General features: G+C 44.1%; 22 protein-coding genes and 1 riboswitch. Of the genes, 13 read left to right on the top strand and 9 right to left on the bottom strand.

All coding sequences use genetic code 11. From position 1 onward, the window contains the following. Positions 1-67: 67 nt before the first annotated feature. Positions 68-523 (top strand): DUF6265 family protein, encoded by a 456-nt coding sequence (locus LT679_RS01700; protein WP_232175172.1) that lies wholly within the window; start codon positions 68-70, stop codon positions 521-523. A 54-nt stretch (positions 524-577) separates the two neighbouring features. Here LT679_RS01700 and LT679_RS01695 read toward each other — a convergent pair whose 3' ends face one another. Further along, positions 578-1,270, bottom strand: coding sequence for a LytR/AlgR family response regulator transcription factor (locus LT679_RS01695; RefSeq protein WP_232175171.1), 693 nt, complete (start codon positions 1,268-1,270; stop codon positions 578-580). After that, complete coding sequence (locus LT679_RS01690) at positions 1,255-2,127, bottom strand: sensor histidine kinase (protein WP_232175170.1); 873 nt, start codon at positions 2,125-2,127, stop codon at positions 1,255-1,257. The genes LT679_RS01695 and LT679_RS01690 overlap by 16 nt, the downstream gene beginning before the upstream one ends. 239 nt (positions 2,128-2,366) lie before the next feature. Here LT679_RS01690 and LT679_RS01685 point away from each other — a divergent pair, with 239 nt between their 5' ends. Then, positions 2,367-3,608, top strand: a complete 1,242-nt coding sequence (locus tag LT679_RS01685) for a hypothetical protein (protein WP_232175169.1) — start codon at positions 2,367-2,369, stop codon at positions 3,606-3,608. Between the two features lie 405 nt (positions 3,609-4,013). Here LT679_RS01685 and LT679_RS01680 read toward each other — a convergent pair whose 3' ends face one another. The 3 genes from LT679_RS01680 to LT679_RS01670 all read right to left on the bottom strand — a co-directional run bounded on the left by LT679_RS01680 (position 4,014) and on the right by LT679_RS01670 (position 7,273). After that, positions 4,014-5,126 (bottom strand): hypothetical protein, encoded by a 1,113-nt coding sequence (locus LT679_RS01680; protein ID WP_232175167.1) that lies wholly within the window; start codon positions 5,124-5,126, stop codon positions 4,014-4,016. A gap of 206 nt (positions 5,127-5,332) precedes the next feature. After that, positions 5,333-6,490: an FAD-dependent oxidoreductase gene (locus LT679_RS01675; protein ID WP_232175166.1), complete on the bottom strand. Its 1,158-nt coding sequence runs from the start codon at positions 6,488-6,490 to the stop codon at positions 5,333-5,335. 27 nt (positions 6,491-6,517) lie between these two features. Further along, the gene (locus LT679_RS01670; protein WP_232175165.1) at positions 6,518-7,273 is read right to left on the bottom strand and encodes a helix-turn-helix domain-containing protein; all 756 of its coding nucleotides are present in this window, start codon (positions 7,271-7,273) and stop codon (positions 6,518-6,520) included. Between the two features lie 1,008 nt (positions 7,274-8,281). Between LT679_RS01670 and LT679_RS01665 the strand changes: the two genes are divergently transcribed. The 11 genes from LT679_RS01665 to LT679_RS01615 all read left to right on the top strand — a co-directional run bounded on the left by LT679_RS01665 (position 8,282) and on the right by LT679_RS01615 (position 18,301). Continuing rightward, positions 8,282-10,633: a TonB-dependent receptor gene (locus LT679_RS01665; RefSeq protein ID WP_232175164.1), complete on the top strand. Its 2,352-nt coding sequence runs from the start codon at positions 8,282-8,284 to the stop codon at positions 10,631-10,633. Positions 10,634-10,668: 35 nt separating this feature from the next. Next, a complete protein-coding gene (locus LT679_RS01660; RefSeq protein ID WP_232175163.1) occupies positions 10,669-11,382 on the top strand; it encodes a DUF4625 domain-containing protein in 714 nt (237 codons plus the stop codon). A 78-nt stretch (positions 11,383-11,460) separates the two neighbouring features. After that, positions 11,461-11,937, top strand: a complete 477-nt coding sequence (locus tag LT679_RS01655) for a DUF4625 domain-containing protein (protein ID WP_232175162.1) — start codon at positions 11,461-11,463, stop codon at positions 11,935-11,937. Between the two features lie 5 nt (positions 11,938-11,942). After that, positions 11,943-12,875 (top strand): DUF4625 domain-containing protein, encoded by a 933-nt coding sequence (locus LT679_RS01650; protein ID WP_232175161.1) that lies wholly within the window; start codon positions 11,943-11,945, stop codon positions 12,873-12,875. Positions 12,876-12,997: 122 nt separating this feature from the next. Beyond that, a riboswitch (TPP riboswitch) is annotated at positions 12,998-13,097 on the top strand. 102 nt (positions 13,098-13,199) lie between these two features. Beyond that, on the top strand, positions 13,200-13,919 hold the full coding sequence (locus tag LT679_RS01645) for a class I SAM-dependent methyltransferase (RefSeq protein ID WP_232175160.1): 720 nt from the start codon (positions 13,200-13,202) through the stop codon (positions 13,917-13,919). A gap of 12 nt (positions 13,920-13,931) precedes the next feature. Continuing rightward, positions 13,932-14,975: an AIR synthase family protein gene (locus LT679_RS01640; protein WP_232175159.1), complete on the top strand. Its 1,044-nt coding sequence runs from the start codon at positions 13,932-13,934 to the stop codon at positions 14,973-14,975. Beyond that, positions 14,975-15,622 carry a thiamine phosphate synthase gene (locus tag LT679_RS01635; protein ID WP_232175158.1) on the top strand — a complete coding sequence of 216 codons (648 nt, stop codon included), beginning with the start codon at positions 14,975-14,977 and terminating at the stop codon, positions 15,620-15,622. The genes LT679_RS01640 and LT679_RS01635 overlap by 1 nt, the downstream gene beginning before the upstream one ends. Beyond that, positions 15,619-15,876 carry a Trm112 family protein gene (locus LT679_RS01630; protein WP_232175157.1) on the top strand — a complete coding sequence of 86 codons (258 nt, stop codon included), beginning with the start codon at positions 15,619-15,621 and terminating at the stop codon, positions 15,874-15,876. The genes LT679_RS01635 and LT679_RS01630 overlap by 4 nt, the downstream gene beginning before the upstream one ends. A gap of 267 nt (positions 15,877-16,143) precedes the next feature. Next, positions 16,144-16,914 (top strand): SDR family NAD(P)-dependent oxidoreductase, encoded by a 771-nt coding sequence (locus LT679_RS01625; RefSeq protein WP_232175156.1) that lies wholly within the window; start codon positions 16,144-16,146, stop codon positions 16,912-16,914. Positions 16,915-16,991: 77 nt separating this feature from the next. Then, positions 16,992-17,906, top strand: a complete 915-nt coding sequence (locus tag LT679_RS01620) for a helix-turn-helix domain-containing protein (RefSeq protein ID WP_232175155.1) — start codon at positions 16,992-16,994, stop codon at positions 17,904-17,906. Between the two features lie 47 nt (positions 17,907-17,953). Then, positions 17,954-18,301 (top strand): nuclear transport factor 2 family protein, encoded by a 348-nt coding sequence (locus tag LT679_RS01615; protein ID WP_232175154.1) that lies wholly within the window; start codon positions 17,954-17,956, stop codon positions 18,299-18,301. Positions 18,302-18,367: 66 nt separating this feature from the next. Here LT679_RS01615 and LT679_RS01610 read toward each other — a convergent pair whose 3' ends face one another. From LT679_RS01610 to LT679_RS01595, 4 genes are read right to left on the bottom strand one after another with little or no spacing between them, the layout of a single operon-like run. Next, positions 18,368-20,050, bottom strand: a complete 1,683-nt coding sequence (locus LT679_RS01610; protein WP_232175153.1) for an endo-1,4-beta-xylanase — start codon at positions 20,048-20,050, stop codon at positions 18,368-18,370. A 21-nt stretch (positions 20,051-20,071) separates the two neighbouring features. After that, complete coding sequence (locus LT679_RS01605) at positions 20,072-21,046, bottom strand: DUF5627 domain-containing protein (protein WP_232175152.1); 975 nt, start codon at positions 21,044-21,046, stop codon at positions 20,072-20,074. Positions 21,047-21,073: 27 nt separating this feature from the next. After that, positions 21,074-22,834 (bottom strand): RagB/SusD family nutrient uptake outer membrane protein, encoded by a 1,761-nt coding sequence (locus LT679_RS01600; protein WP_232175151.1) that lies wholly within the window; start codon positions 22,832-22,834, stop codon positions 21,074-21,076. Positions 22,835-22,855: 21 nt separating this feature from the next. After that, positions 22,856-25,882 (bottom strand): SusC/RagA family TonB-linked outer membrane protein, encoded by a 3,027-nt coding sequence (locus LT679_RS01595; protein WP_232175150.1) that lies wholly within the window; start codon positions 25,880-25,882, stop codon positions 22,856-22,858. Positions 25,883-25,902 lie beyond the last annotated feature (20 nt).

Raw genomic sequence — 25,902 nt, 5'->3', positions numbered from 1 at the left:
TTTCCAATTTTCCCTTTAGGGATTGTCGGATATTTGCCTAATAATGAAGCAACCAAAATTTACCAACATGAGAAAGAAGCTAATTGGCGGCATATTGATGTTACTATTACTTTGTGCATTCACAACAATAGACGGGCTTTCGGACCTTCAGTTTTTGGAAGGCACCTGGAAAAGGGAGAATAAGGAAAACTATGAGACATGGCGAAGAGAGGCAGACGGATCATTCAAAGGCCAATCCTATAAAATGAAGGATCAGAACAAAGTGGTAAGTGAATACCTGATGATTAGAAAGAAGGCGGATCAAATAACCTATACCGCTACCGTGTTGGACCAAAATGAAGGCAAACCTATTGACTTTGTATTGAATAAGGCTATTAAAGGTAAAGTATCCTTTGAAAACTTAAGCCATGATTTCCCAAAGAAAATTCGTTATACGCCGTTAAGCAAAAATGAAATATTTGTAGAAGTGCTTGGCGAAGGCGATAAGGGCTTTTTCTATAAAATGACCCTTCAGTATAAGTAATTACCGGAAACCAATAAAATTTCCAATTTCTCTCTCTTTGACCCGATAAATACGTTAAATAATAAGCGACTGGACAAGTTTTCGCTGTGAACGGCTGAGCGGCACTCTATTTTCACCTATTAGAACTTCCGCTTTCCCGATGCTGTCAATATGTCTCACCGCTACCAAATAAGACCGGTGGGTCAGCACAAAAGCGTCTGCAGGCAATTGAGCTTCCAAACCTTTTAAACTGGAATAGACTGTATATTTTTTATTCGCTAAGATAATATGTACATAGTTGGCCATCGCTTCAATAAACAGGACATCCGCAATGCGGATCTTTTGCAGACGCTGATCACATCTGACATATAAATAGCCGGGCTGTTGTTTTATCAGGCTTACTGCCGCATGGCCGCTGACATTGGCCAAAGCTCTTTCGCAGGCCTTAGTGAAACGTTCAAATGTCACCGGTTTCAATAAGTAATCGGTAACGGCCAACTCAAAACCTTCAATTGCATATTCCGGAAAAGCTGTGACCAGAATAACTTGCTGTGCAATATCCTGGCTTTTCAAAAACTCAATACCCGTCGTTTTCGGCATCTGGATATCTAAAAGAATCAAGTCGACAGCTGTGCTACTTAAAATATCGTTGGCAGCATCCACGTTGCGTGCTACCCCCGCTAATTGCAGATAGGTTAGGCGGCTGGCATAGGCTTCAAGTTGCTGCCGGGCCAGCGGTTCATCATCAACAATCAGGACTTTAAGCATAGTGTTAATTCTACTTCGTAAATATTATTCTCTTGCTTGATTTCTAATTGATGCCGCTTACCATAAATGAGCGACAGGCGCTTACGTACATTGTCCAGTCCGATCCCTTTGCCTGTGGCCGCAACTTCATAGCTATTGCTGCAATAAAAACGGAGCTGACCTTCATGGATCTGAATATTGATATCAATGAAGTTTTCAGTCAAATTATCAGAAACATGCTTGAATGTATTTTCTACAAAGGCGATCAGCAGCAATGGCGCGATTTTCTGGCTTTTACTATCTCCATCTACAACATAGTTAACCGTACAATTATCCAGGCGCAGCTTCTGCAACGCAATGTAATCAGCTAAATAATCCAGTTCCTTATCTAAAGCAGCGAGTTCCTGTTCCGAATCATACAACTGGTACCGCAACATATCCGACAGTGCAGATAATGTCTGCTTGGGATCGCCTGTTCCTAATTCTAATTGGCTGTACAGACTGTTAAGAGAATTGAACAGGAAATGCGGATTTAACTGTGCTTTTAAATAGATCAGTTCTGCCGCGCTGCGTTCTTTTTCCAGCGCCGCCAAATTGCGCCGTAATTCAAAACGATCCAGCGCCAGCTTAACAAAAATGCCGGCCATAATACCTAACAGCGCCATGAACAGCCGGTTATACTGCATATCCCTATATGTCCAGCTAAATTCAAAATGGATAGGCACGATCATGTTTTGCAACAGTATTCCCATGATCCAGGCTGCCAGGCCAGCCAATACCAATATGAGTAATAGCGATAGTAAGATAAGCCTGCTCAGGTTCCTCCGCCGAAAATAATCGGGCATCAAATAACCGTATAGCGCATAAAATGCGAGCATGATAAGTCCGGTATCTAAGGCCGAAAAATACAACCGGTTCCACTCGTTATTCACGTAAAAATACAACAGCCGGTCCCACATAAAAAAGAACACTAACCAAAAGCCCGTATGCACCCCGAATTTACGCATCATCTAAAGTAAGCATCATTGGCCAAAGCCATCTTACAGCTCGTATAAAATTCATCACCATTGGTATAATAGCCAGGCGCCCGTTCGTGACCAGCCATTATTTTGGTGCAATGAAAAAGCTATTAATCTGCTTATTTACAATCGCCAGTACTACCCATGCACAGGTGCCTTTGGCTGCATCTTATTTCAAAGAAGCCGAGGCTGCCGCGCAAAAACAAAAATTATGGAAAATACCGCTTTATGGCCCTACACTATTTGTCGATCAGGAAAGCCGATTAACCTATGCCAACATGCCCGACAGCGCGGGAATATTAAAACATGAAGGTGGCATATATACAGGCTTGCTGCCAACAGATGTGATGGTGGCCAATACAGCAATTAAATGGGGTGGCCGCACGTGGTCGGTGTTATTATGGCCTTTGCCTGAGGATCGCAATGAACGGGTAGGCTTGCTACTACATGAATCTTTCCACTGCATCCAGCAACAGATCGGCTTCCCAGCTAAAAGCCCGACCGCCGATCATTTAAGTACGATGGAGGGCCGCCTATATTTATTTTTAGAGCTGCAGGCACTTAAAGCGGCGTTACAGAAACCGGTCAATCGCAGGCAGACAGACTTGGCTAACGCTTTAGCTTTCCGTCAAAAACGGGAACAATTATTTCCAAAAACTTTTGCCAATGAACGTATATTGGAAATGAATGAAGGGCTGGCCGAATATACCGGTGCTTCGCTTGGCCGCAGCGATCTGCGCCCGCACCTTTATGCCCAGATCGATACCGCAGGTAACCGAAAATCTCTGATCCGTTCCTTCGCCTACCTAACCGGGCCGGTCTATGGGCTGCTTTTACAGGAAAAGAGCAGACACTGGACACAGCAGATCGACTCCAACGCTGATTTTTCAGCACTGATCAAACGCTATTACCGGGTCAAAGCCAGCAATGCGCCAAACGAATTAACTTACAATGGAGCTGCCATCAGGTCATCTGAACAGCAAAAAGAAAGTATTCATTTACAAGCTGCGAAAGCGTATACAGAAATTTTTACGCAAAAGCCAGTGCTGCGCATCAAGCTTGTCAAGATGAACATCATCTTCAACCCCAATACACTTTTCGACCTGGGTAATTTTGGCACGATATACCCTACAGGTGAGATTAAAGACAATTGGGGGCATCTTCAGGTAAACAAAGGCGGAATGTTGCTCAAAGACTGGCGCATCGTGAGTGTGCCGGTAAATGGCCGAATGGATGTAGCTGCCAGGCATTTGGAAGGCGAAGGCTGGACCCTGGATCTGGCAGAGGGCTGGCATCTCATTAAAATTGACAACTTGCACTATACACTCAGTTCAAACTAATGTCAGCCGCGGGCAGTAAACTGACTTAATCTTCAGGCGGCCTGCAATTAGATTGATTTTTCGCCCAAAAGAGCGTATAAAAACAGCATTACTTCCGGAAATTATTCAAAACACCCCACTCCAATTGCATGTATTAAAAATGGAAGACTGATTTAAGGAAATAAAACTTCCAGCTAATTATGAACATGGCAAAGAGCAGGTATTTGAACAAGTGGTTATTCAGCAAGCACACTATATATTACCGTATCAACTTATATAAAAGATCAGAAGACAACAAGGCTGTCTGATATTGCAATGGATCATCCGCTACTCCAAACTCCGCCGGCAGGTATTCCGGAAGTAGCATCTGAATGGAATCGTTCTGAAGTTGATACTTTCCAATGTGTAATAAAATGAGAATAGCTATTACTCGTTACCCGTTTGTTTTATAACATAAAGCTCTTTATCACTATTGGTAAACAAAGCGTATTCCAGCTGTGGGTTGGTATAATACATATAAGCGTCAATATTAACAGGAGGTTGTGCTTTGTTTTTAGTAAGCGTACCTATATTTTTCCCATCTATTTCAATGCTACTATGTTGCCATTCTTGTTCCAGATACATAAATTCTTTTATTCTCAAAGTATCAGCCCTATATACAACATCTGTGAAAAGGTTTCCATGGAAAAGCGTTACGGTAAACGGCGCTGCATTGCCTCCACCTCCTGAAAAGCGGACTTTCTCCAGCTTAAGCTTTTGAAAGTAGCGATAACGGATATAAGGTGATTTAATAATCTCTTTATTGCCGCTTACTTTGGTATTGATGCGTTTAAAAAGGTTGTTTAAAAGTAATTCTTCCGTGTAAGAGTAGGGATAAACCTTACCAATATCTAATGTTGTGGCAAACCGGAAACAACTATCATTTTCCAGATAAGTCAAGATAGTGTAAGTTTGCATAGATGGTACAGCCTGAATTTCGTCATCAGCTGCTGGTTTTTGAGGCTCAGGGCTAATAGATTGATACTCCACATATACAGCCGCAGATTTTTTAATAATAGCCGCAAGTTGCTGCTGTTGCTTTTTTAAATCCCAATCAGGTATTTCATTCAACAGCATGATGCTGATTGCTCCTTTATTTCCGTTAAAACTCCATGTATAATACTGGTGTTGGTTTTTATCAATGATATAACCTTTGACAAAGGCAATATCCGTAGGCCTGCACTTGATTATCAACGTGTCAATGATAACACCGCTCCTGTTTATTTTATAAAAATAATTTGTCATTTTTTCAGGAACCGTATAAGCGATGACCTCATTTTCGGGTGTTAAAAAGTACTGAATATCTTCCGTGCTTTCAAGCAAAAGCATCATCGACACTTTGCCGACCCGGATAATACTTGATTTGTCAATTGAAGTGTAATGTGAAAACTGTTTAGGAAGACCTTCTGCTACAGTTTGCCGATTTTTTAAAAACTGAAAAACGAGGAATATTAAAAGACCAATAATGGTAACTGTAGAAAACCAATATAACATCTTCATAATTCTTTTGTCGTCTCTTAGCGATAATAAAATTTGTTTTACCCTCCCCTAATCCATCATATTAACTTTTAAACACGCGTTATGTTTACAATATATCTCAAGGTAGTGATATATATATATCATGCTAACGAGCTGATTAAATTGCCTGTATCATGTGAGATACAAAAGCAATTTCTGGTTAATGTTAAGTACCTTCAAGTTTAAATTCAATGGCTTTTAAACATACTTAGCATTTCATCCAAAGCAGTTTCAGAATGCATGCGTTCACCGTTTAGTAACGATTCTCGGGCGGCTTCTGCGGCACGATGACGCATCTGAGTTTCGTAGGTAGCAATAGCTTCATGTAGCGTTGGGTATTTATCGCGTGTTAAACAATTACATAACTCAAGGGCATCAAGCATAGCCATGTTAGCCCCCTCGCCGGCAAAGGGTGGCATTACATGCGCAGCATCGCCTAAGATGGTTAAGTTGGGCTGAGTTCTCCACGTTTGATTCAATGGCATACAATAAATTCGCCGCGGAATGAACGGCGTTTCCGCATTGGCAAATAATTCGTACCAAATACTGCTCCAACCGGCATACTCCTGTTTAAACCAATTTAACACCCGGGCGTTGTCGCTGTAATTTAAACCGTTGTTTGCTGCCCAGTTTTCCGGTACTTTAAGGCTCGCGTAAAAACCAATATCTCCATTGCCTTTCTGGCCGAGCAGTAAGTTTTTGCTTTTACCGAAAGCCATTATCTTACCGCCTCTTATCAATTCGTTAACCTGCGGGGCACGGCTTGCGGCGTTAGGCACGTTACCTTCAAGCATAGTAATGCCGGAATAAAATGGTTTAACATCGGTGAGGTAAGGCCTTATTTTAGAGTTGGCACCATCTGCTGCAACAACTATATCGGCATAAACTGTATTGCCATTTCTAAAATGCAACTGCCAGCCTTCGCTTTCCTTTTCCATTAAAATGAAATGACTGTCCCAAACAACCGTTTCGGGATGCAGGGAGTTCAGCAGGATTTTTCTCAACATACCACGGTCAATCTCCGGGCGAAAGTGATCATGACCAAAATTTTCTTCGGGCTTATCATGATCACTCAAAAATACCTCGGCCCGTTCGTTTACTATCAGCTTTCTATCGGCACCAGGCATAAAGTTATGCCTGAACACTTCATCCAAACCCGCCGCGCGAAGAGCCGCCATTCCGGAGTTTTTGTGCATATCTAAAGGTGAACCCTGCACGCGGGCGTTTTTATCAGCATCACGTTCGTAAACCTTAACCTTGATGCCTCTTAGCTGTAATAGTTTTGCTAATATTAAGCCGCCGGGGCCACCGCCCACAACGGCTACTTGTTTGTTGTGTAATAACATGCCTTGTCAATTAAGTACGGCACAAAATTATTTCTGCTTCAGGAGGGATAATAGTAGAAATCGGTCGTTTTGATTGCGCGACAGCTCCCCGGGTACTACTCCGGCAAACCTTTTTATGGCCTTTATAAAATAGGCCTGATCGGTAAAATTAAACTCAGGAAATAATTTGCCATAGGCAATGTGTTGTAGTGAGGCTCTGAAACGCAGGATATTGCAGTAAGCTTTTAAAGATAAGCCGAATTGCTGATTAAAATAACGGTTGATTTGTCGGCTGCTCCAACCCACCTGGTCAGAAAGCTGGGCAACCGTTAATTCGCCGTTTGAGGTGTAGATCAGGTTAAAGAGTTTGAGTTTCCGATTATCTATTTCATCTGGGATGAGTGAGTTGATCTTGGCTACAGCTTTTTCATAAAAAGCCTCAAAATCTTTCAAAATATCTTCGTTGAAATCCCAAAAATCATGGGTCAGTATTTTCGCAGTGTTTAATATTCCGGCTATTGAATCTCTTAGGATATAATCTACTGCAAGTGGCTTAAAGCTGATCACAAAAGCTTTGGTTTGGGGTAGCACGTAGCGTTGCTCTGGCATTGTTTCTAAACCCATTAACAAAACCTGGAAAGGGTCGGTGCCATTTCGCCAAAAAAACAGGTCAACACGACCATCAGGCAGTACAACTACTTCTTTGGTTTCGGTTGACTCATTTTGGAACATACCAATGTTTTCTACATAGGCCGCTACAGATGGAGGCGGCAGAAGAAATTTGAGCGAGAAGGCTTCGTCCATTCTAATTATCCATGAGCTACGCATGTTTACAGGTGGTGCCCGGTTATGCTAAAATAGCGGAAATGTATTAAAAACGAAAAAGCCTCATCTTGTGTCAGGGTGGATCTGTTAAATTCAAGAGACGATTTGCTCTCAAAATGTTCTATAGCAGCGGCCGGATTCTCCTCGACATATCATGACCAATATCCGTAAGGTAGATCAGCAAATAATTATCTGCAAGCGGAGCCAACGCAAGTTGGCAATCTCTTAATTAAATTAACTACAACTATTTAACCTTCAAACCGACATGCTATAGCAGTCGTTGTCAACGTCATACCCATCGTAAACATGGTATAATTATAAATCCATGGTGATCAAATTGAATATTTTAATTGACATTGTCATAATAAAATTTCAAATTTGCACCCATGTTGCATTTAGGAACATCGTGCAGGCCCAAACTATTCAGTAAAATCATATCGATGATGCTGGTATTTGTTTTTATAGCCATCACAGCTGTTCAGGTGCTACATAAACATCAAAACGCACGCATTGATCAAGACGATGCCGACACGGAATACGCGTATTCGCCTGAAAAATGCTCTGTTTGCGATTATATTGTTCAAAAACAGTCTCATCATGCTCATTGGAGTTGCCCTTCGATAATTACAGTTCCGGTAACAAAAGCGGTTACACTGCTTACCAGGTGCTATGCTGGTGTTTATAAATTCACATTGCAGGGCTTTACCAATAAAGGCCCTCCTACTCTTTCCTGCTAAGTAAGTATTCAATATTTTTCTCCTGCCTGGTGCGGTCTGTATAACCTGACAACCGGCTGAAGAATTTGTATTGATTTCGTATTCCTCTGCTTAGCCTGCTACAATTTGTGTACTAAGCCCAAATTCAGTAGCATCCTCCCATCATTATGTTAATCTGCCCTAAAACGGCTTAAACTTACTCTTTGTGCATACTACAAATTTGCCTGCACAGCTTTTAAGAGCTGCTGTTGTCTCGTTTCTCTTTTGCTTTTTGAGCATTACTGCTTTAGCTCAACAATCAACTATACACGGTACTGTGGTTGATGCTAACGAAAAGCCTTTAACCCACGTGCTTGTAATGGTTGCCGACAACAACCTGCATCTGTATTCTGACTCGTTGGGCCATTTCCATTTCAACGTAGCTGGCGGTGCCACCTATAAAATGAGCTTCTCGAGGCTGGGCTTTAAGCCACTTGAAAGGGTTTTGACCGTAAAGAGTGCCGAGGAGCATGTGCATGTGCAAATGAAAATTGCCAATAACCAACTAAGCGAGGTACAGGTTAAAGATCGTTTCGCCGATGAACGAAAGCAAACTGAATCCATGAACGTTGAGGTGGTTAGTGCCGACTTTATACAGCGCAACCTGGGTGGTAGTTTAATGGGTACACTTTCACGTTTGCCTGGTATCAAAACCATAGGTATTGGCTCGGGGCAATCAAAACCATTGATACGCGGGCTGGGCTTTAACCGGGTTGTAGTGACCGATAAAGGAATTAAACACGAGGGCCAGCAGTGGGGAGCGGACCATGGGTTGGAGTTAGACCAGTTTGCCGCGGGCGAAGTTGAGCTGATAAAGGGAGCTGCATCATTTGTTTACGGGTCAGACGCTATAGGCGGTGTTATTGATGTAAAACCGGCACTGCCGCCGGCAGCCAACGCCACTGGCGGCTTTGTTGACCTGATCGGGAAAAGCAATAACAACCTGCTGGGTACATCGGTAAACGTATTTTCACGTAAAAGCAACTGGTTCTTTGATTCGAGGTTCACTTATCAAAACTACGGAGATTACCGTGTACCTACCGATACAGTGCAAGTTTACAACTACCCGGTAACGCTGAACAATAACTTTTTACGTAACACCGCGGGGCGTGAAACAGGCCTGCATCTCAATACCGGCTACATCAGCAAAAATAGCAGGTCGGTGTTTTACATCTCTAACGTTTACGCTAACAGCGGCTTTTTTGCTAATGCACATGGGTTGGAACCGCGTCGCGTAAATACTGAACAATACGATCAATCCAATCGGGACATCATGCTACCCAGTCAGCAGGTTAATCACTTTAAGGTGATCAACCGCAGTCAACTGGCAATAGGTAAACATTTGCTGCAGGCCGATCTTGGCTATCAGCACAACTTCAGGCAGGAGTTTAGCCAGTATGTTAATCACGGTTACATGCCGCCGGATTACCCGGCAAGTATGACCATTCCGGTTGATCTGGAGCGCGAATTCAACAAAAAGGTTTACTCGTTGAACTTACGAGATAAGCTGACATTAAATAATCATGAGGTTACGATTGGCTTTAACGGCGAACATCAGGATAATGGAATAAGCGGATGGGGCTTTCTGGTGCCCGCATTTAACCAAACTACTGCGGGTATCTTTGCTTATGATAAATTTAAATTAAGCGATAAAGTTTTGCTGCACGCGGCATTACGTTATGACCACGGGAAACTAAACACTTTCAGGTATACCGATTGGTTCCCTACTGAAGGCGAAAACCTGGTACGCGCTGATAATCTAAAACGCAACTTCAACAGCCTGGTATGGTCACTTGGAGTAAATTATACGCCCAATAATCCATTCAGTTTAAAGGCTAACGTAGGTAAAAGCTTCAGAATGCCTATTGCCAAAGAGTTGTCAGCTAACGGTGTAAATTATCACTACTTCAGCTACGAACGAGGTAACCCCAACCTTAACCCCGAACAAAGCTATCAGGCTGACCTCACGCTGGCTTGGAGCACAGCGCGATGGAATGTTCAGTTAAGTCCGTTCTATAACTACTTTCCTAACTATATCTACCTCAACCCCACTGCTGATTTAGATTATTTATACGGTGCCGGTAACCAGGTTTTCAACTATCAGGAAAGTCGTGTATCGCGCTATGGCGGCGAGTTGCAGGTACGGTACAATATCGCTTCGGCACTAAGTGTCGAGGTACTGGGCGAGTACCTGTACGCCGAACAACTATCCGGAGACAAAGCTGGCTATACCTTACCTTTTTCGCCACCGCCTTCGGCATTATTTAATTTAACCTATCAGCCGGCAAAAGCAGGTATATTAATATCGCCTTACCTATCTGTTGACTACCGCATAACCGCGAAGCAAAACAACATCGTTCCGCCCGAGCGGGAAACGCCCGGCTATCACGTATGGAATATACAGGCCGGCGCAAAACTACGGGCGGGCAGCAGGTTGCTCAATTTTAGCCTGCAGGTACAAAATGTATTAAACACAAGGTATCTCAATCACACCAGCTTTTACAGGCTCATATCATTACCCGAAGCTGGGCGCAACATCATACTTTCTGTAAAGGTTCCGTTTGGGCGCAGCAATAGCCAATAAAACAACAAATCAATAATAATTAAAAATTAAAGCGTATGAAAACAACAAAACAATTTGCAGGCATTCTTTTGATAGGCCTTAGCCTTTTGGCCGCCTGTAAAAAAGACAAGCAATTGGCCCCTAAACCTACTATTACGGGTTTAGAAGTAGGCACTAACAACAGCAAGATCGCCCACCCTGGTAATGACCTGCACGTAGAGGCACAAATCACTGCCGAGGCTAACATCAGTGAAGTAGTGTTAGAAATTCACCCGGAAACAGGTGCAGGTTGGAAACTTACTCAAACTTATACCGAAGGCTTTGCCGGACAAAAGAATGCGGAGTTCCACAAACATGTTGATGTACCTGCGGATGCCGTTTTAGGAGACTATCATGGCCATATTAAAGTGGTTGACCAGGCAGGCCAGGTTACTGAAACTGAATTCGAACTAAAAATTTCATCAGACCCTACCCTACCTTCTGTAACCGGTTTCGAAGTTGGCCTTAACACAGCCGGTAATGACCTGCACCTGGAAGCCGATATAACCGCGACAAATAAAATTGCTAAAGCAATAGTTGAAGTACACGGCAATGGCTGGGAAAAAGAGGTGACTTACACCGATGCCACGATGATTGGCCAAACCACCTACAACCTGCATAAACACATTGATGTTACTGCAGCGCCCAAAGGCCATTATCATGTGCACCTTAAAGTAGTTGACCAGGCAGGTAAAGAAAATGAGTTTGAAGAACATTTTGATAAGCCTTAACATCCCTGCATAGGATCAGTTTATAGTTAATATAGGCGGGGGCAGCGCAAGGCTGCCCCTTTATTTAAAAAATTTGATATGAAATTAACAGTAAAAATATTCGCGGCCGCGCTTGCCTTAGCAGTTGCAAGCGGATGTAGTAAAAAAAATGATGTGCAAATTGATAAGGAATATCCGGTGATAGATATTTCTGCGGCAAATGCATTCCCTAAACAGTGCAGTGTTATAAAAAGGGGTGAGAGCTTTACATTTATAGCCAATGTTACCGACAATGCCGAACTGGGTACGTTAGGTGTAGATGTACATCACAATTTTGATCACCACAGTCATAGCACTGAGGTAACAGAGTGTGTATTATCTCCAAAAAAGACACCTGTTAAACCCTTTCTGTTAGTACAAAGCTACACGATACCTTCTGGTTTGAGAACATACAAGGTTAACCAAACTATTAACGTACCCGCCGACATTGACCCGGGTGATTATCACTTTCTGATAAGGCTGGTGGACAAGGAGGGTTGGCAAACTATTAAAGGCATCAGCATAAAAATACAATAAGAAACATGAGAGGACCATTCAGAAACCTGGTGATCATAAGCCTTACCATAGCCTTATTTTCTGCTTGCAAAAAGGAAAAACAATCCGAGCCAGACAAGCCAGTTCCCGACATTACCAATATTGAGGTTGGACTAAATAACAACGAAATTGGTGTAATAGGTAAAGACTTTCACTTCAACGCTGAGGTTTTGGCTGCAACGAAGTTAGAGAATATTCAGATCAAAATTCTGCAAAGGCAAGGTGAAAACTACACAAAAACCTGGCAACATGAAATTACCTGGGAGTATAAGGATGCCAAAAACGCCACGGTACACAAGCACTTTAATATTCCAGACAACGCACCGGAAGGGAAGTATGACTTTTTAATCGTTATAAATGACCAAAGCGGTAGTAAACTTGAAATAAAAAAAAGCATTACTATTTATATGGCGGCTAACGTACCGGTAAATCCGGCCGCCAGTATCTTCAATATTTTTGCTAACGACGCCCGTTTTTATCGCAATGGAAAATTCACAGTAGAAGGTTCGAAGCTTAAAACAGGCGATGTTATTAAATCTCAGGTTACCATAACAGATGTTAAGGACGATGGCAAGATGTACGTTTTGCTCATTAATAAAAAATTGAACCACCGCCCGGAGTCGATTGAAAAGATCGACTTCAGCAAAGTGATTGTTTACGATGTACTTGAGCATAAAGGTTGGGTCAAATCAGAGTACTTCAGTAACTCCACTGTGGATCCGGTAACCTTCCAGCCTATACGCGTTTTCCCTTCATTTACTATTGGCGGAACCACAGACAATAATACGCCGATTGGCAATGCTATCAATGGAGTCAAGGCTTGGGAATCCGGAACGTATTACTTCGGCGTAGTTTATAAAAACACTACCCATAACATTGGATTTTATCATTATATAGAAGTTTCCATCGAGGTGAATTAGAATTCACAACGGTAATAAGCAGTTGTCTTGGCTTTTGTGTACCCCCTTTAACACATATGAGTGGCATCAAAAATTGCAGATCAATTTTATTCAAAGTTTAATAATAAGTTATATATTGCAACCATACTTGCACGGGGTGCTTTCGCTAAACGCAAAGGCTGAGATAATACCCGAAAACCTGATACGGATAATACCGGCGTAGGGATGCACTGGCCAACAATTGATTTTTGGCAGCTGTAGCTGCTTTCAATAGGTAAAGCCTTGTTTCTATCGCCGTTTTACAGGCCGCAGAAGCAAGGCTTTTTACATTAATACCTGTTGAAAATGGAATTAAAACAGAAAACTGATTTTGGGCTGATCACAAAAAGCCTTACTAACTGGCAAGGGCGCAAAGAGTGGTTTTTTAACCGCGAACACACCGACACGTATGAGCAATGGTACGAAGGGCGCTATAAACGTGCAGAAGTGTGGCAAAAAAAAGTGATGGCCCAACTGCTGCAAAAAGATCCCCGCGTAAAAGAATTACTTGAGTTTGGTTGCGGTACAACACGTTTTACCAGGTGGTGGCGAGAGATCGGTATTGAAGCTACCGGGGGCGACATCTCCCCTTTTATGTTGGGCCAGGCCGTGCACCTTTTTAAAGGAGACCTGGTAAACGCTGACTCACATTACATGCCTTTTAAAGATAACACTTTTGATGCAGTGGCTTTTATAACCACTTTTGAATATTACCGTGATCCGGTACAAGTAATCCGGGAGGCCGCGCGGGTGGGCAAACATGGCATTGCCTTTGGTATGATGAACAGAAATTCACCTAAGGTTTTAAGGCGCAGGGTGCAACAACTTTTTGGTAAGAATCCCTTTTACGTTACGGCAACATTTTACACGCCGGCGTTACTCATTCAAAAAATTAACGAAGCCTTACAAGGCCGTAATTACAGCCTCGAATGGACCTGCACAGGTTTACCTGAATGGTTTCCGGTTCAACAATGGAGCGTACCTGTGGGAGATTTTTTCGGTTTGTATGTGAGGTTCTCAGATTAATACCCGTTACTTATGTCGCAATTTTCAGGTAAAATATCGGGTAGTGGTTTTAACGAATTGATATTACCCAACTTAGGCGCTTTACGTGCTGATGTTGTTCATGGCCCCGCTTTCGGCGTAGATGTATCGGTGGTCGATTTGGGAGGAGGGCAAGCACTGGCGATGACCAGCGATCCGCTTTCGCTCATTCCTTCGCTTGGGTTAGCCGAATCGGCATGGCTATCTGTTCACTTAATGGCGAATGATATGGCAACAACGGGCTTTGCACCGCAGTATGCACAAATGGTGCTTAACCTACCGCCAAATCTTACACAAAGTGACATTAATTTGTATTGGCAATATATTTCGAAATATTGCCGGGATATTGGTGTTGCTATAACCGGCGGACACACCGGCACCATTGAGGGTCAGCACTCAACCATTGCCGGCGGGGGAACTATGTTATTGACTGCGCCTATAAATAAGCTATTACTTAGTTGCAAGGCGCAACCGGGCGATGTTATTATCGTAACCAAAGAATGTGCTATATCGTCTGCAGCCATCCTTGCAATGAGTTTTCCGGAAACAGCAAAGCAAAAATTGGGTAACGAGACCTATTTAACCTGCTGCGACCTTTTTTATAAAACCTCTTCACTTTTAGACGGACTAACCGCGGCATATACCGGAATGATCAATGCCATGCATGATGTTACAGAGGGAGGTGTATTGGGTGCAGTTTATGAAATGGCAAGGGCATCGGGCCTGGGCGTTCAGGTACAGAATGATTTGCTGCCCTTAGGAGAAGCTCAGCAACAGGTAACCAGTCTGTTTAAAATAGATGCTCGTTATTGTGTTGGCGCTGGTGCCATGATACTGGCCGCAAAGCCTGGCTTTGAAAACTATTTAATTGAAACATTAGCAGAAAAGCATATCAGAGCAACGGTTATTGGCAAGTTCACCGATCAGGAAAAAGGCTGCCGGTTAATATCAGATACAAAAGATGAACCGCTACCCTATTTTGAAAAAGATCCTTATTGGGTAGCATTTTTTGACGCGTTGAAAAAGGGCTGGAAATAATGAACGATAGAAAAATAAAAGGCGGTGTTTATCTGGTCATTAATCCGGCCATGGAGCGCCCGGCACTGCTGCACCAACTAAACGCAGCATTGAGAGGCGGACTAACGGCAGTGCAGATTTGGAACAACTGGTTGCCGGATGCGAACAAAGGAGATTATATCAACAAAGTTGCTGAGCTTTGCAACAGTTACAATGTGCCTTTACTTGTTAACGGGGATTGGGGTCTATTGTTGAGCCATCCTGAACTGGATGGTGTGCATTTTGATCAAATACCTGAAAACTATGTTGAAATACAAAACACAGTAAAGCGGCGATTCCTGGCTGGTATCACCTGTTCGGGCGATTTAAATGCTGTGAGATGGGCACACGCAAATAAGCTGGATTATGTATCTTTTTGCGCCATGTTTCCGTCTTCATCGGCTGGCTCTTGCGATATTGTGATGCCTCAAACGGTTAGGCTGGCACATACATTAACCAATCTTCCATTATTTGTTTCAGGCGGCATAACGCCCGATAACATCCCGCAACTACAGCAACGCACACCTTTTAACGGAGTCGCCGTAATATCGGGTATCATGAGTGCTGACGATCCCGCACAAAAAGTAAAACTTTATCATAAAGCATTAAACAGCAGAAATAAACCATGAAACTGAACACTATAGCAAAACTATGCTGCCCTTTTGACAAACACGACCTTCAATTGAAAGTTGTTGCTCAAGATGTGGAGCAAAATATAATAGAAGGAATATTAAGTTGTAAAACCTGCAAACGCAATTACCCGATCGTTTATGGCGTACCTATTATGGCACCGGATGAATACCGGCAATCGGCCTTAGAACAACCAATTTTAGACCGTTGGGTTAAAGATTATCAGGTGGATCCGGCTAAACTGTTAGGATAGATCCCAAAATGTTTACGTTCCTTTACTTGTGGTTATCCAAAGGAATATCCGATAAGTTACAGTAATGCCGGACTGGCGCCGGCAATTTTTTATTTCGATCTTCTGCTTGCCGCAATTATCTTATGGATATTAACTGCATGCCTATGTTTTGTTATTTAGTAAGTGGCGCTTTATCATAATTTTTGATTTAGTTACAACTCTCCTTGTTTTGGTTACAGGCACCCTTAGCCTTATGCCGATTTTTGGGTCTGTAAAAATTAAAATCTCATGGAAAATCAAACAGCATCATCAAACAAGCAACTTATAGCACTGGTAACCGGAGCCAACCAGGGTGTAGGCAACGAAATAGCCAAGGCTCTGGCAGCTAACAATTACATTGTTTACGTAGGCTCACGTAAGCTGGAAAATGGCGAAAAAGCGGCCGCCGAAATAGGTGAAAATGCAAAAGCCATCCAACTCGATGTTACGCAGCAACACACTATTGACGCGGCGGTAAAGCAGATCGAGGCAGAATACGGCAAATTGGACTTATTGGTTAACAACGCAGGTATATCTCACGCCGGAACATCTCCTAAAAGCCCCGAAGAATTAATGAGTACCGGCAGGGCAGTTAACGTATCGCTCGATGAAGTACGTACGGTTTGGGAAACCAATGTATTTGGCGTAATAGCTGTAACACAGGCTGCTTTGCCCCTGTTGCGTAAATCAGAAGCCGCGCGAATTGTAAACGTTTCCAGCGGGTTAGGCTCTCTTACCTGGATAACCGATCCGACCTGCTGGGCGCGCGAACATTTCGGCATTGTTTATGCCGCCTCAAAAACCGCGCTTAACGCCGTGACTGTTGCATTCGCCTTAGAACTGGAAAAAGAGAACATTAAAGTAAATGCCACCAGCCCCGGCTACACTGCTACAGCACTGAACAACTTTCAAGGGACAGATAGCCTGGAAGTAGGCTCGCGCGAACCTGTACGTGTTGCTTTGGAAACAGACGGACCAACCGGCACCTTTACTGGTCCGGAAGGCCAGCTGCCCTGGTAACTAATAACACTTTAATCCACTTTAAATATGACTGCCGGCTGAAAAGTTAGCGGTCATATTTTTATTATAATTACATCATGAAACCTGAGTCGCCCAAAATACTTAAGCTGGAATCTATTAAGGAGATACACCGGATGCTCGACATTCCGGGGCCTGCTCACCCGCTGATTTCATTGCTGGATACGCGTGACGAACGGATAAACCTGAGCAAGTTACCAGTTAGCTACGTTACTACGCTTTACAAAATATCATTTGTAGAAAAACTTGGCGGCAAATTCAGGTATGGCCAAGGGTATTATGATTTTGATGAAGGGAGCATGATTTTTACGGCGCCTAACCAGGTAGTGGGCAGCACCGCCGTTTACAAGGGCAATGAAGGGTATTCGCTTATTTTCCACCGCGATTTTCTTCAGGGTTATCCGCTTGCGGCTAAAATAAAACAGTATGGTTTTTTTACTTACGCATCTAACGAGGCGTTGCACCTGTCTGAAAAGGAAAGAGAAACCGTATCGGCAATCTTCAACATTATACGCGAAGAACTTGATAGCCGTATAGACGACTTTAGCCAGGAAGTGGTTATAGCTCAAATTGAATTACTGCTAAGTTATGCCAGGCGATTTTACAAACGGCAGTTTTTAACCAGGCAAGCAGCCACTAACAACCTGTTGCAACAATTTGAAGAGTTACTGAACACGTTTTTCACCGACAATGCGGTAAACCAAGGCGTGCCAACGGTACAGTATCTTGCCGAAAAGTTGAATTACACCCCAAACTATTTAAGCGACATGCTACGCTCGTTAACCGGCCTTAACGCGCAGCAGCACATACACGAAAAGCTGATAGAAAAAGCGAAAGAATTACTAACTACCACCACTTTAACCGTTAGTGAGGTGGCTTACCAGTTGGGCTTTGAGCATTCGCAATCCTTCAGCAGGCTATTTAAATTGAAAACGAAGCTTTCGCCGGTGGAATTCAGGTCAACGTTTAATTAACCTAAACGGGCTTAAAACAATTCAACATCGTTAATTATTTACACGGTATGAATTCAGATAATAAAGCCACACTAATACAAGCCAACAATCATGTAACTACCGGTGATAATGAAGGTTTCCTGGCTTATTGTACCGATGATGTAGTTTGGGAGTTTGTAGGTGACCAGGTGCTTAAAGGCAAAGAAGCTGTGCGGGCGTATATGAAAGAAGCGTATGTTGAGCCGCCTAAGTTTGACGTGCAGAATTTGATTGCCGGGGATAATTTTGTAACGGCCATCGGCTTTATTAGCATGAAGAATGAGCAGGGCGAAATAGTTAACTACTCATATTGCGATGTATGGGAATTCCGCGATGGTAAAATGGCCGCCTTAAAGGCATTTGTAATTGCAGTATAAGTGCCTTAACAAAACAGACACGCCCATTAAAGTTTAACGGGCGTGTTTGTTTTGAATTGGTTGAAGCTATTTCTTTTTCAAACCCTCAACTACGCCAACGTAAGCAGGCTTACGTACATAGCCTTCAGTCCATAAACCTACCGGTTCACCGGCCCTCCATGATGAACTTGCCGGGCTATCAAGCGGGCTCCATATGGTAATACCATACTGCTGTGCCTTGGGTATTATCTCAAAATACTTCTGTATAACAAATGTGTACATCTCCTTTTGCGCAGCGTAATCAGCAGCAGTAGCCTGCGGCGTTTTTACGCCTGATGCAATGCCCATATCCAATTCAGATACCTTGATCAGTTTACCGGTTGCTGCCAGCAAGGTGAACATTTCTATAATCTTCTCCCGATCGCCATTAGCATTAATGTGCATTTGCGTGCCGATGCCGTCAACCTTGGCGCCTTTGCTTTCAATGTATTCTACATACTTTATTAAACCGCGGCATTTGGCAATGCTGTATTCCAGATTATAATCATTAATAAAATGTATATCGGTGGCGTTGCCATACTGCCTGGCAAGCTGGAAGGCCTTTACGGCGTAATCTTTACCCATATAATCCTGCCAGTAAAACTCGTCAGCAGCGGTGGTACGGCCTACGCCGGTTTTAAGCTCATCCGGTTTGCCGTCGTCCATCGGCTCATTCACAACATCCCATACTTTTACATTATCCTTAGTGGCGGTAACAATACCTTTGATCCAGGTTTCCATAGCCTGGGTAATCAGCATACGTTTTTCTTCAGCTGTTTTTTCAACTTTAACCTGCCCGCCTGTAGCGTTGTATTTTTTCAGGGTGATATCGTCAAAGTAATAGTTGGTCGCAGTTTTACCCAGGTTAAAGGCAATCGCCCCACTGGTAGCCATATCCGCCGTTACGGTGATTTGCTTGGTATAGGTCGTCCATTGCGTGGTAGATGAAATGGTACCGAAAAAGTCCCAGTGCTTGTAGGCACCGGCCGTAACATGTGCTTGTGTGCTGAATGAGGCAGGAGCATCTGAACGTATTTTCATACTCAATTCGTATTGCTCACCCGCAACCACCGCTGGAGAGAATTTTAGAAAGAACTGTGCCTCCCAGTCGTTAGCGCGTACACTTGCGTTGGTCATTTTAAAGGCGCGGCCATTTCCTCCGGCGCCCTCACCTGCTGCAGTAAAGCTTGTAGTAAGATTTGCGTTTACCTGGTAGTTTGCAGCGGCATCTGTTTCAAAATCCGCCCCGGTTACCAAATCCCAGGTTGGCCCTGTTGATGATGTTATGGTAGGGGCAATTAAACCTTTTAAGTAGGTGGCATTTTGGTTGGCATGCCACGCCAGCGTATGCCCGTACACAGATATACCTGCACTTTTAGCTAAGTTTACCAGGTTGGTTACCGGTGTTAACGACAATTCTCCGTTTGCCTGTACTACGGCGCCATGCTTCATTTCATAACCCAGCGTTATCTCATCAAAATTGGAATTAACCAGGCGATACATTAAGCCTTTGCTTACATAATCATTTAATGATACGGCGGCACCTAATTTAAAACCGGGATTACCCTGGCGGTCCAAATAGCTTTTTAAAGGTTCGTAAGCATTGATCTGCTCCTGATCGGCGATTGTTGCCGGCTTTGCCACTTCATATTCAAGCGCTTCGTATTTAGAACATGATGCTAAAACTACCGACCCTGCCAGTATCAGCGTTGCTTTATACAATTGTTTCATTTTACTTCTGATCTAAGATTGTTATTTGATCGGGTTAAACGTCTCCATTTTAACCCCTCTGTCCCGCATTACCAATGTATCGGTAGTGGCCACACGCATGTCAGTTAACTCTACGCGATAATTCAGGTATAAAGCATCACGATCCTGTGCGCCCCAGCTGTTCTTTTCGCCGCGTTTTACAAATTTGCCGTTACCTGTTGCAGTATAGCCGCTGCCAGCGGCAGCTATAGTGCAGTTACCTTCGTTATCAAAAGTGAGCAGCAGCGGGCAGTTTACATCCACATTGCCGGCGCCTTTGTACACCAGCGGAAATACGGCTTGAGTGAGTGTACGGGTAGTTAAAGATTTAACTTCGTCGCGCTCTACATACTGGTTGTGCCTAACAATAGTTTTGGTTAAATCGGTATTTCCGTTTTTTCCTTCAGCCACATCCCGGCCCCTGCGCAGGTAATTACCCGTCCAGGTGTTGATGTATTTGATGGCGTACAGCGTAAACTTTCTGGCCTGCAGTATCGAGTCGGCATTATTTACGCCTGTCATGGTTACCGGTATCACGTAAGTAACCTTAGTTGATTGCGGATCATTAAAATAGGCATCGGTCAATTGTACCTCTACCCCGCCGGCTATCTTACCTTTGGGAATGATGATCCTGTCAGAAGCGAGGCGGTAGTAAGACGCAGGCATCGGCTGCACATCTCCGCTATAATCAGGCGGATTGAACTTTAACCCTTGCGTCAAATCGTTATTCACCGCGATGTTGATCGTGATATCTTTCTCGTTTGAATACACACCGCCTGTAGTAGCCATTATCTGGCATTTGTGTGCGTTATCAAGCGACGTGTCAAACAAATCCTCGCCCATGGTAAGCGTGCGTACGGGGTATTGGTAGGCAAAGTACACAGATTGCACGCCGTAATCCGGAAAATCCCATTTTTCGTTTTTGCACGATGAGAACGCGAACAGTGCTAATAGGCTTATATTAATTAATCTTCTCATTTTTATCTTTTTAATCGTTACACTTAATTACCAGCCGTTATTTTGCTGAAGCGCTTTAAACTTTAATATTTCGCTGTATGGCACCGGACCGTAGTTCATAAAGCTTGCATAGGCGCGGTTCTCCACATTTATTTGCGTGTAAGTACTTTGCGTTATGTTTACACCCAGGGCCGGTTCGTTCAGGTTGGCGTTCCAGCGGCGTAAATCCCAAAACCTGAAACCTTCAAAGCATAGTTCCAGTCTTCTTTCGTTCCTGATCAGGGTACGCATAGCGTTCTTATCACCCTTGATAGATTCGAGGTAAGCGTCGCCATTATTCAGGCCGATACCTGCCCGCTGGCGGATCTTTTTAATCACATCATAAGCCGAATAGCTGTGGCCGCCGGTGGCTAATGGCCCCCAGGCTTCGTTAGCCGCTTCGGCGTAGCTGAGATATATTTCTGTGTAGCGAATGTGCGGGTTGTAATGCTTTTGATTACTGATGGAACTTGAGTTACGGTTAACATCCTGCCGCAATAATTTACGCATATAGTAACCAGTGCGGGTTGATGTTTCTACCTTGTTAAGTCCGTCATTGGTATTCCTGTCGGTAGCCGTATAAATAACCGTTGACCCGGGACCTGCGGTGCTACCGTTTAACACAATGTATAAAGCAAGCCTTGGGTCGCGATTTGCATACGGCGTAGCTTCATTGTAACCGCTGGCTGTATTATCAATAGGATAACCGTTAACCGCCGGAAATGCGTTAACAAGGTTTTGCGTTGGATTTAAGCGCCCGCTGCCCGATAAAGTCGGCGGGAAATGACTGGCCTCCAGATCACTATTCTGCCCAATGGATGTACGCCACATTACCTCAGCCGGATTAGCGCCTGAGCCAAGCCCGTCGATCTGATTACCGCTGCCACCTGCGTACCAGGTAAGGCCATTAGCTGCCAGGCCGTTTACGCCGCCATTTAGGTCGATAACTGCCGCGGCAAAATTCGCGGCATTTTCCCAGGTGGTGCTTGAGCCTTCGGCAAAAGCCGGGCTTGCCGCCATCAAGGCTGCTTTAGCTCGGATAGCCTTTGCAATGCGCGCTGTAAACCGTTGGCTAAACAACCTGCCAAATACGCGGTTGTAGGTTTCGGTAGCTACACCATTGTATTTGACCGGAATGTCTGAAGGTGATGATATATCCCGGTAATCAAGCGGCAACAGTTCTTCTGCCTGGTCAAGGTCGGCGTAAATCTGCTTCATGCAGTCGTCAAACTTAGCCCTTGGCTGATTAAAGTCTGATGACGGATTTTCGGGCTGTAAAAGCAGCGGGAAACCCAAAAGCTCTCCGCCTGCTTTGCCCCCATGCGCCTGCAGCATGTAATACATAAACATCGCGCGTAAACCATAACCCTCGCCTTTCAGCCTATCCTTAAACATTTGGTTAAGCTTTGGGTCAAGCGCGTCAAAGGTCACCTTGTCGGCTTCGGTTAAAAACATATTAAGGTACTGTATGGCAGCCTTGGAGTTAGTCCACTGATCGAGCGGATTAAAACTGGCCGTCCATTGCCCGGTCGCTATTTTAGATAAGCCGCTGTTGAGGTCATTACTCACCGCGTTATCAGTAGCAACATCGCTAAATGTCCATCCGTTTGTTGGTATACGGGTGTACCCATTAAGCAGCAAACCATGCGCAAGTAAGGGTTCATCGTATATGTTTTCAAACTTGCCGTTGTTTTGCAGTGCCGGCTCCACAAATTTTTTGCAACCGCACAAGGCAAAAACAGTTATTAATAGTATTGAAATTCTTTTCATATCAATTTTCATTATATGGCCTTAAAAGCCCGCCTTTATACCCAAATTATACAACCTCACCTGCGGCGCGGTGCCAAAGTTCATTTCCAGCAGTTTACGCTCTTTTGCCACGGTGAGCAAGTTAAAGCCGGTAACATACATGCCTATGCTTTTTAAAAGCTTACCTTTTAGCAAGGCCTCAGGCAAATCATACGATAGCTGTACTTTGGTTAAATCCAAACGGTCGGTACTGTACAGCCAAAAATCAGAGTTGCGGAAGTTGTTATCACTTGTAAGCGTGGTAAGGCGCGGGTAAGTAGCGGTATTTTTGGTTTCTTCGGTCCAGCGGCCGCGTACTACCTCTGAGTACTTGTCCTGCCCGTCAACCCAAAAGTATGAGCTGTTTTTTATTGCCTTGGCACCAAAACGGCCGGTAGCTAAAGCAAATAAGGTGAACCCTTTATAGCGGGCGGTAAGGTTAAGCCCCAGCGTTAAAGGCGAACCAAACCAACCACCTTTGCCCAGGTATACTTCGTCCTGCAGGTTTACAATACCATCGCCATTGATATCCTTGTATTTGAAATCGCCTGCCTTAACCTGGCCGAAAGCCGGTTGTGGTAAGCCGTTACCGGTGTTTGCGGCGGTAGCCTCGGCGGCGTCATTATAAAAGCCATCACTTTGCAGGCCCCATATGGCATCCAGCGGCCTGCCCTGACGATTCTGATAGGCATCGGTGTAGAACTCTGCACGTTTGGTAGCCTTGGTTTTGTAATATGTAGCTATGGTACCTATGGTCCAATTTACATCTCCGGTACGCTGGTTCAGGCGCAGATCAATATCAAAGCCGGTACGCTGATCGCCGTTGAAATTAACATATGGTATAAATGATGAGTTGAATACCGAAAAATAGCTCGGGAACAACGTAGTACTTTGGATAGCCAAATCCACCAGCTCGTTACGGAAGAAGTTGGTAGCCAGCATCAACTTATTACCAAAAAACGCGCCCTCCAAACCAACGGAAATTTCTTTACGCTTAGCGAAAGTCAGGTTAGGGTTACTACCCCTGCGCGAATCGGTTGTTTGCGCAAGTGTACCGTCATTCCAGCTGTAGTACGATCCTTCGCGCTGAGTGTAAATACTTTCGTACAGGTAGTAATCGGCAACGTCAAGATCAGTTACCAGTATACCTGCTGAAGCAGTTAGCTTCAGGTTATTAACAAAGGTCGAATTTTTCAAAAAGTCTTCCTCGCTTAAACGCCAGCCCAACGATACGGTAGGCGAAAACCCATAAGCTTTATCGCCCAAAAACTTCGGCGAGTAAACCATTGCCCCGGTAAAATCAGCATAATACTTTTGCCTGAAGTTGTAGCTAAGCTGCAAGCCGGTATTGGAGTTGGTGGTATTTTGATAAACTTCCGATTGCGACTGGCGGTAAGCCGCGGCTAACAACACAGCCGAGATATTATGCTTCTCCTTAATAGAAGTGCGGTAGTTTAACTGGGCAGATAAGGAAAGCGTTTGGCGGAACCAACTGTCGGATATGTTTTCGATGCCCGATTTGGTATCGGTACCGAACATGGTTAACGAGCCGATAACATCCTTACCGTTGTACGATGTCCAGTTAGGCTGATAAATGGCGTAACCATTATTATAGCCCTGGTTGTACCGATTAAGGTAATCAACCCCCATATTGGCGTTAAAGGTCAGCCCTTTCACAATACCCTTCAGGTCGGCTTCAATACCGGTAGTGAACTGAAACTGGCGGCTTACAAATTTGGTTTTGCCACCTGCGTAAATGGCCGCGAACGGGTTGGTTTGATCTAATTGCGTACCACCCAGCAAGTACTTACCGTCGATGATGTTTGCACTGCCATCGGCAATAATTTGTGTTGCCTGATCACCCGGCTCAATAAAACTCAGCGGAATAAGTGGCGTAAACCGGTAAGGGCGTATAGTGGCCGCGCTGGCCCAATAATCGGTAGTAACACCCTGACCGCTGTAAAATACGGCGCTGGCATCAACACTGGCTTTTAATATACTGTTTAGCTTAACATCAACATTACCCCGCACGTTGAAACGGTCGTTGGTGTTGTTTTTGGCCATTCCAAAATCAAGCAATGAGCCGGTTGACCAAAAGCCCACGTTAGTGTAATACCTCGCACGCTCATTACCGCCTGAAATCTCAGTCGTCAGATCGTACCGTGCAAAGCTGCTTTTTAAATACTCCGACGAATAAAAATCGATGTTAGGATAACGGTAAGGATTCATGCCGGATGCATGGTTGTAAATGGTTTCATCAGTGTATAATATACCCAGCCCATCATTCACTCTGGCTTCGTTATACAATGTCATATACTCTGCCGAGCCTAAATATTTAGGATAGCTCTTGGGTATGTTTATACCTGCATTCGCGCGAACGTTTATTTTTTGATCGCTGATGCCGCCGCGTTTGGTGGTTATCAACAAAACACCTTTGGCTCCCCTGCTACCATATAAAGCTACGGCCGAGGCACTCTTTAAAAAAGTTACTTCCTCTATTTCCGACGGCATTACATTATCCACTTCGCGCGGAACACCGTCAACTAATACAAGGTAGCTGTTCATGCCCCATATGTTGCCGTTAAAACCGGCAGCCAGGGCTTCCATGCCTTCCAGTCCGTATATCGAAAAGTTTTTATCGAAAACTGATTTGTAGTCAACATTGGCCACACCGCCCAGCAAATCCCGATTTGATACCTTGCGAAACGCTACCTGCACCAACTGCTCATCTTCTGATAACATAATGGTTTTGAGGGTGTCAGTAGCTATAACCGATAAAGGCCTAAAGCCCTGCGCCGTGATGTTAAGCAAGGTTAGCGGCGGTATATCCACCGAAAACTCACCCGCATCGTTAGTGGTCACGTCGATGACGTTGTTCTGGCTGCTTACCCTCGCGCCTTTAACAGGCTCGTTGCGCTGCCCGCGTACAACGACATTTATTTTTATGTTGGGAGCATCCTGCGCCTGCACTACGCTGGCTATCAGCGCTAACAGAACACACAATACCATTCCTATTTTTGAATACTTCATTGTTAATGTGTTTAATAATG

The organism is Mucilaginibacter roseus (genome assembly GCF_021215455.1).
GTDB lineage: Bacteria > Bacteroidota > Bacteroidia > Sphingobacteriales > Sphingobacteriaceae > Mucilaginibacter > Mucilaginibacter roseus.
This window is presented reverse-complemented; position numbering and strand designations above follow the sequence as displayed.

Excerpts from the sequence above, each read along its gene's own strand:
- LT679_RS01700 (WP_232175172.1), top strand. The coding sequence starts at position 68 with ATGAGAAAGAAGCTAATTGGCGGCATATTGATGTTACTATTACTTTGT.
- LT679_RS01695 (WP_232175171.1), bottom strand. The coding sequence starts at position 1,270 with ATGCTTAAAGTCCTGATTGTTGATGATGAACCGCTGGCCCGGCAGCAA.
- LT679_RS01690 (WP_232175170.1), bottom strand. The coding sequence starts at position 2,127 with ATGCTCGCATTTTATGCGCTATACGGTTATTTGATGCCCGATTATTTT.
- LT679_RS01685 (WP_232175169.1), top strand. The coding sequence starts at position 2,367 with ATGAAAAAGCTATTAATCTGCTTATTTACAATCGCCAGTACTACCCAT.
- LT679_RS01680 (WP_232175167.1), bottom strand. The coding sequence starts at position 5,126 with ATGAAGATGTTATATTGGTTTTCTACAGTTACCATTATTGGTCTTTTA.
- LT679_RS01675 (WP_232175166.1), bottom strand. The coding sequence starts at position 6,490 with ATGTTATTACACAACAAACAAGTAGCCGTTGTGGGCGGTGGCCCCGGC.
- LT679_RS01670 (WP_232175165.1), bottom strand. The coding sequence starts at position 7,273 with ATGGACGAAGCCTTCTCGCTCAAATTTCTTCTGCCGCCTCCATCTGTA.
- LT679_RS01660 (WP_232175163.1), top strand. The coding sequence starts at position 10,669 with ATGAAAACAACAAAACAATTTGCAGGCATTCTTTTGATAGGCCTTAGC.
- LT679_RS01655 (WP_232175162.1), top strand. The coding sequence starts at position 11,461 with ATGAAATTAACAGTAAAAATATTCGCGGCCGCGCTTGCCTTAGCAGTT.
- LT679_RS01650 (WP_232175161.1), top strand. The coding sequence starts at position 11,943 with ATGAGAGGACCATTCAGAAACCTGGTGATCATAAGCCTTACCATAGCC.
- LT679_RS01645 (WP_232175160.1), top strand. The coding sequence starts at position 13,200 with ATGGAATTAAAACAGAAAACTGATTTTGGGCTGATCACAAAAAGCCTT.
- LT679_RS01640 (WP_232175159.1), top strand. The coding sequence starts at position 13,932 with ATGTCGCAATTTTCAGGTAAAATATCGGGTAGTGGTTTTAACGAATTG.
- LT679_RS01635 (WP_232175158.1), top strand. The coding sequence starts at position 14,975 with ATGAACGATAGAAAAATAAAAGGCGGTGTTTATCTGGTCATTAATCCG.
- LT679_RS01630 (WP_232175157.1), top strand. The coding sequence starts at position 15,619 with ATGAAACTGAACACTATAGCAAAACTATGCTGCCCTTTTGACAAACAC.
- LT679_RS01625 (WP_232175156.1), top strand. The coding sequence starts at position 16,144 with ATGGAAAATCAAACAGCATCATCAAACAAGCAACTTATAGCACTGGTA.
- LT679_RS01620 (WP_232175155.1), top strand. The coding sequence starts at position 16,992 with ATGAAACCTGAGTCGCCCAAAATACTTAAGCTGGAATCTATTAAGGAG.
- LT679_RS01615 (WP_232175154.1), top strand. The coding sequence starts at position 17,954 with ATGAATTCAGATAATAAAGCCACACTAATACAAGCCAACAATCATGTA.
- LT679_RS01610 (WP_232175153.1), bottom strand. The coding sequence starts at position 20,050 with ATGAAACAATTGTATAAAGCAACGCTGATACTGGCAGGGTCGGTAGTT.
- LT679_RS01605 (WP_232175152.1), bottom strand. The coding sequence starts at position 21,046 with ATGAGAAGATTAATTAATATAAGCCTATTAGCACTGTTCGCGTTCTCA.
- LT679_RS01600 (WP_232175151.1), bottom strand. The coding sequence starts at position 22,834 with ATGAAAAGAATTTCAATACTATTAATAACTGTTTTTGCCTTGTGCGGT.
- LT679_RS01595 (WP_232175150.1), bottom strand. The coding sequence starts at position 25,882 with ATGAAGTATTCAAAAATAGGAATGGTATTGTGTGTTCTGTTAGCGCTG.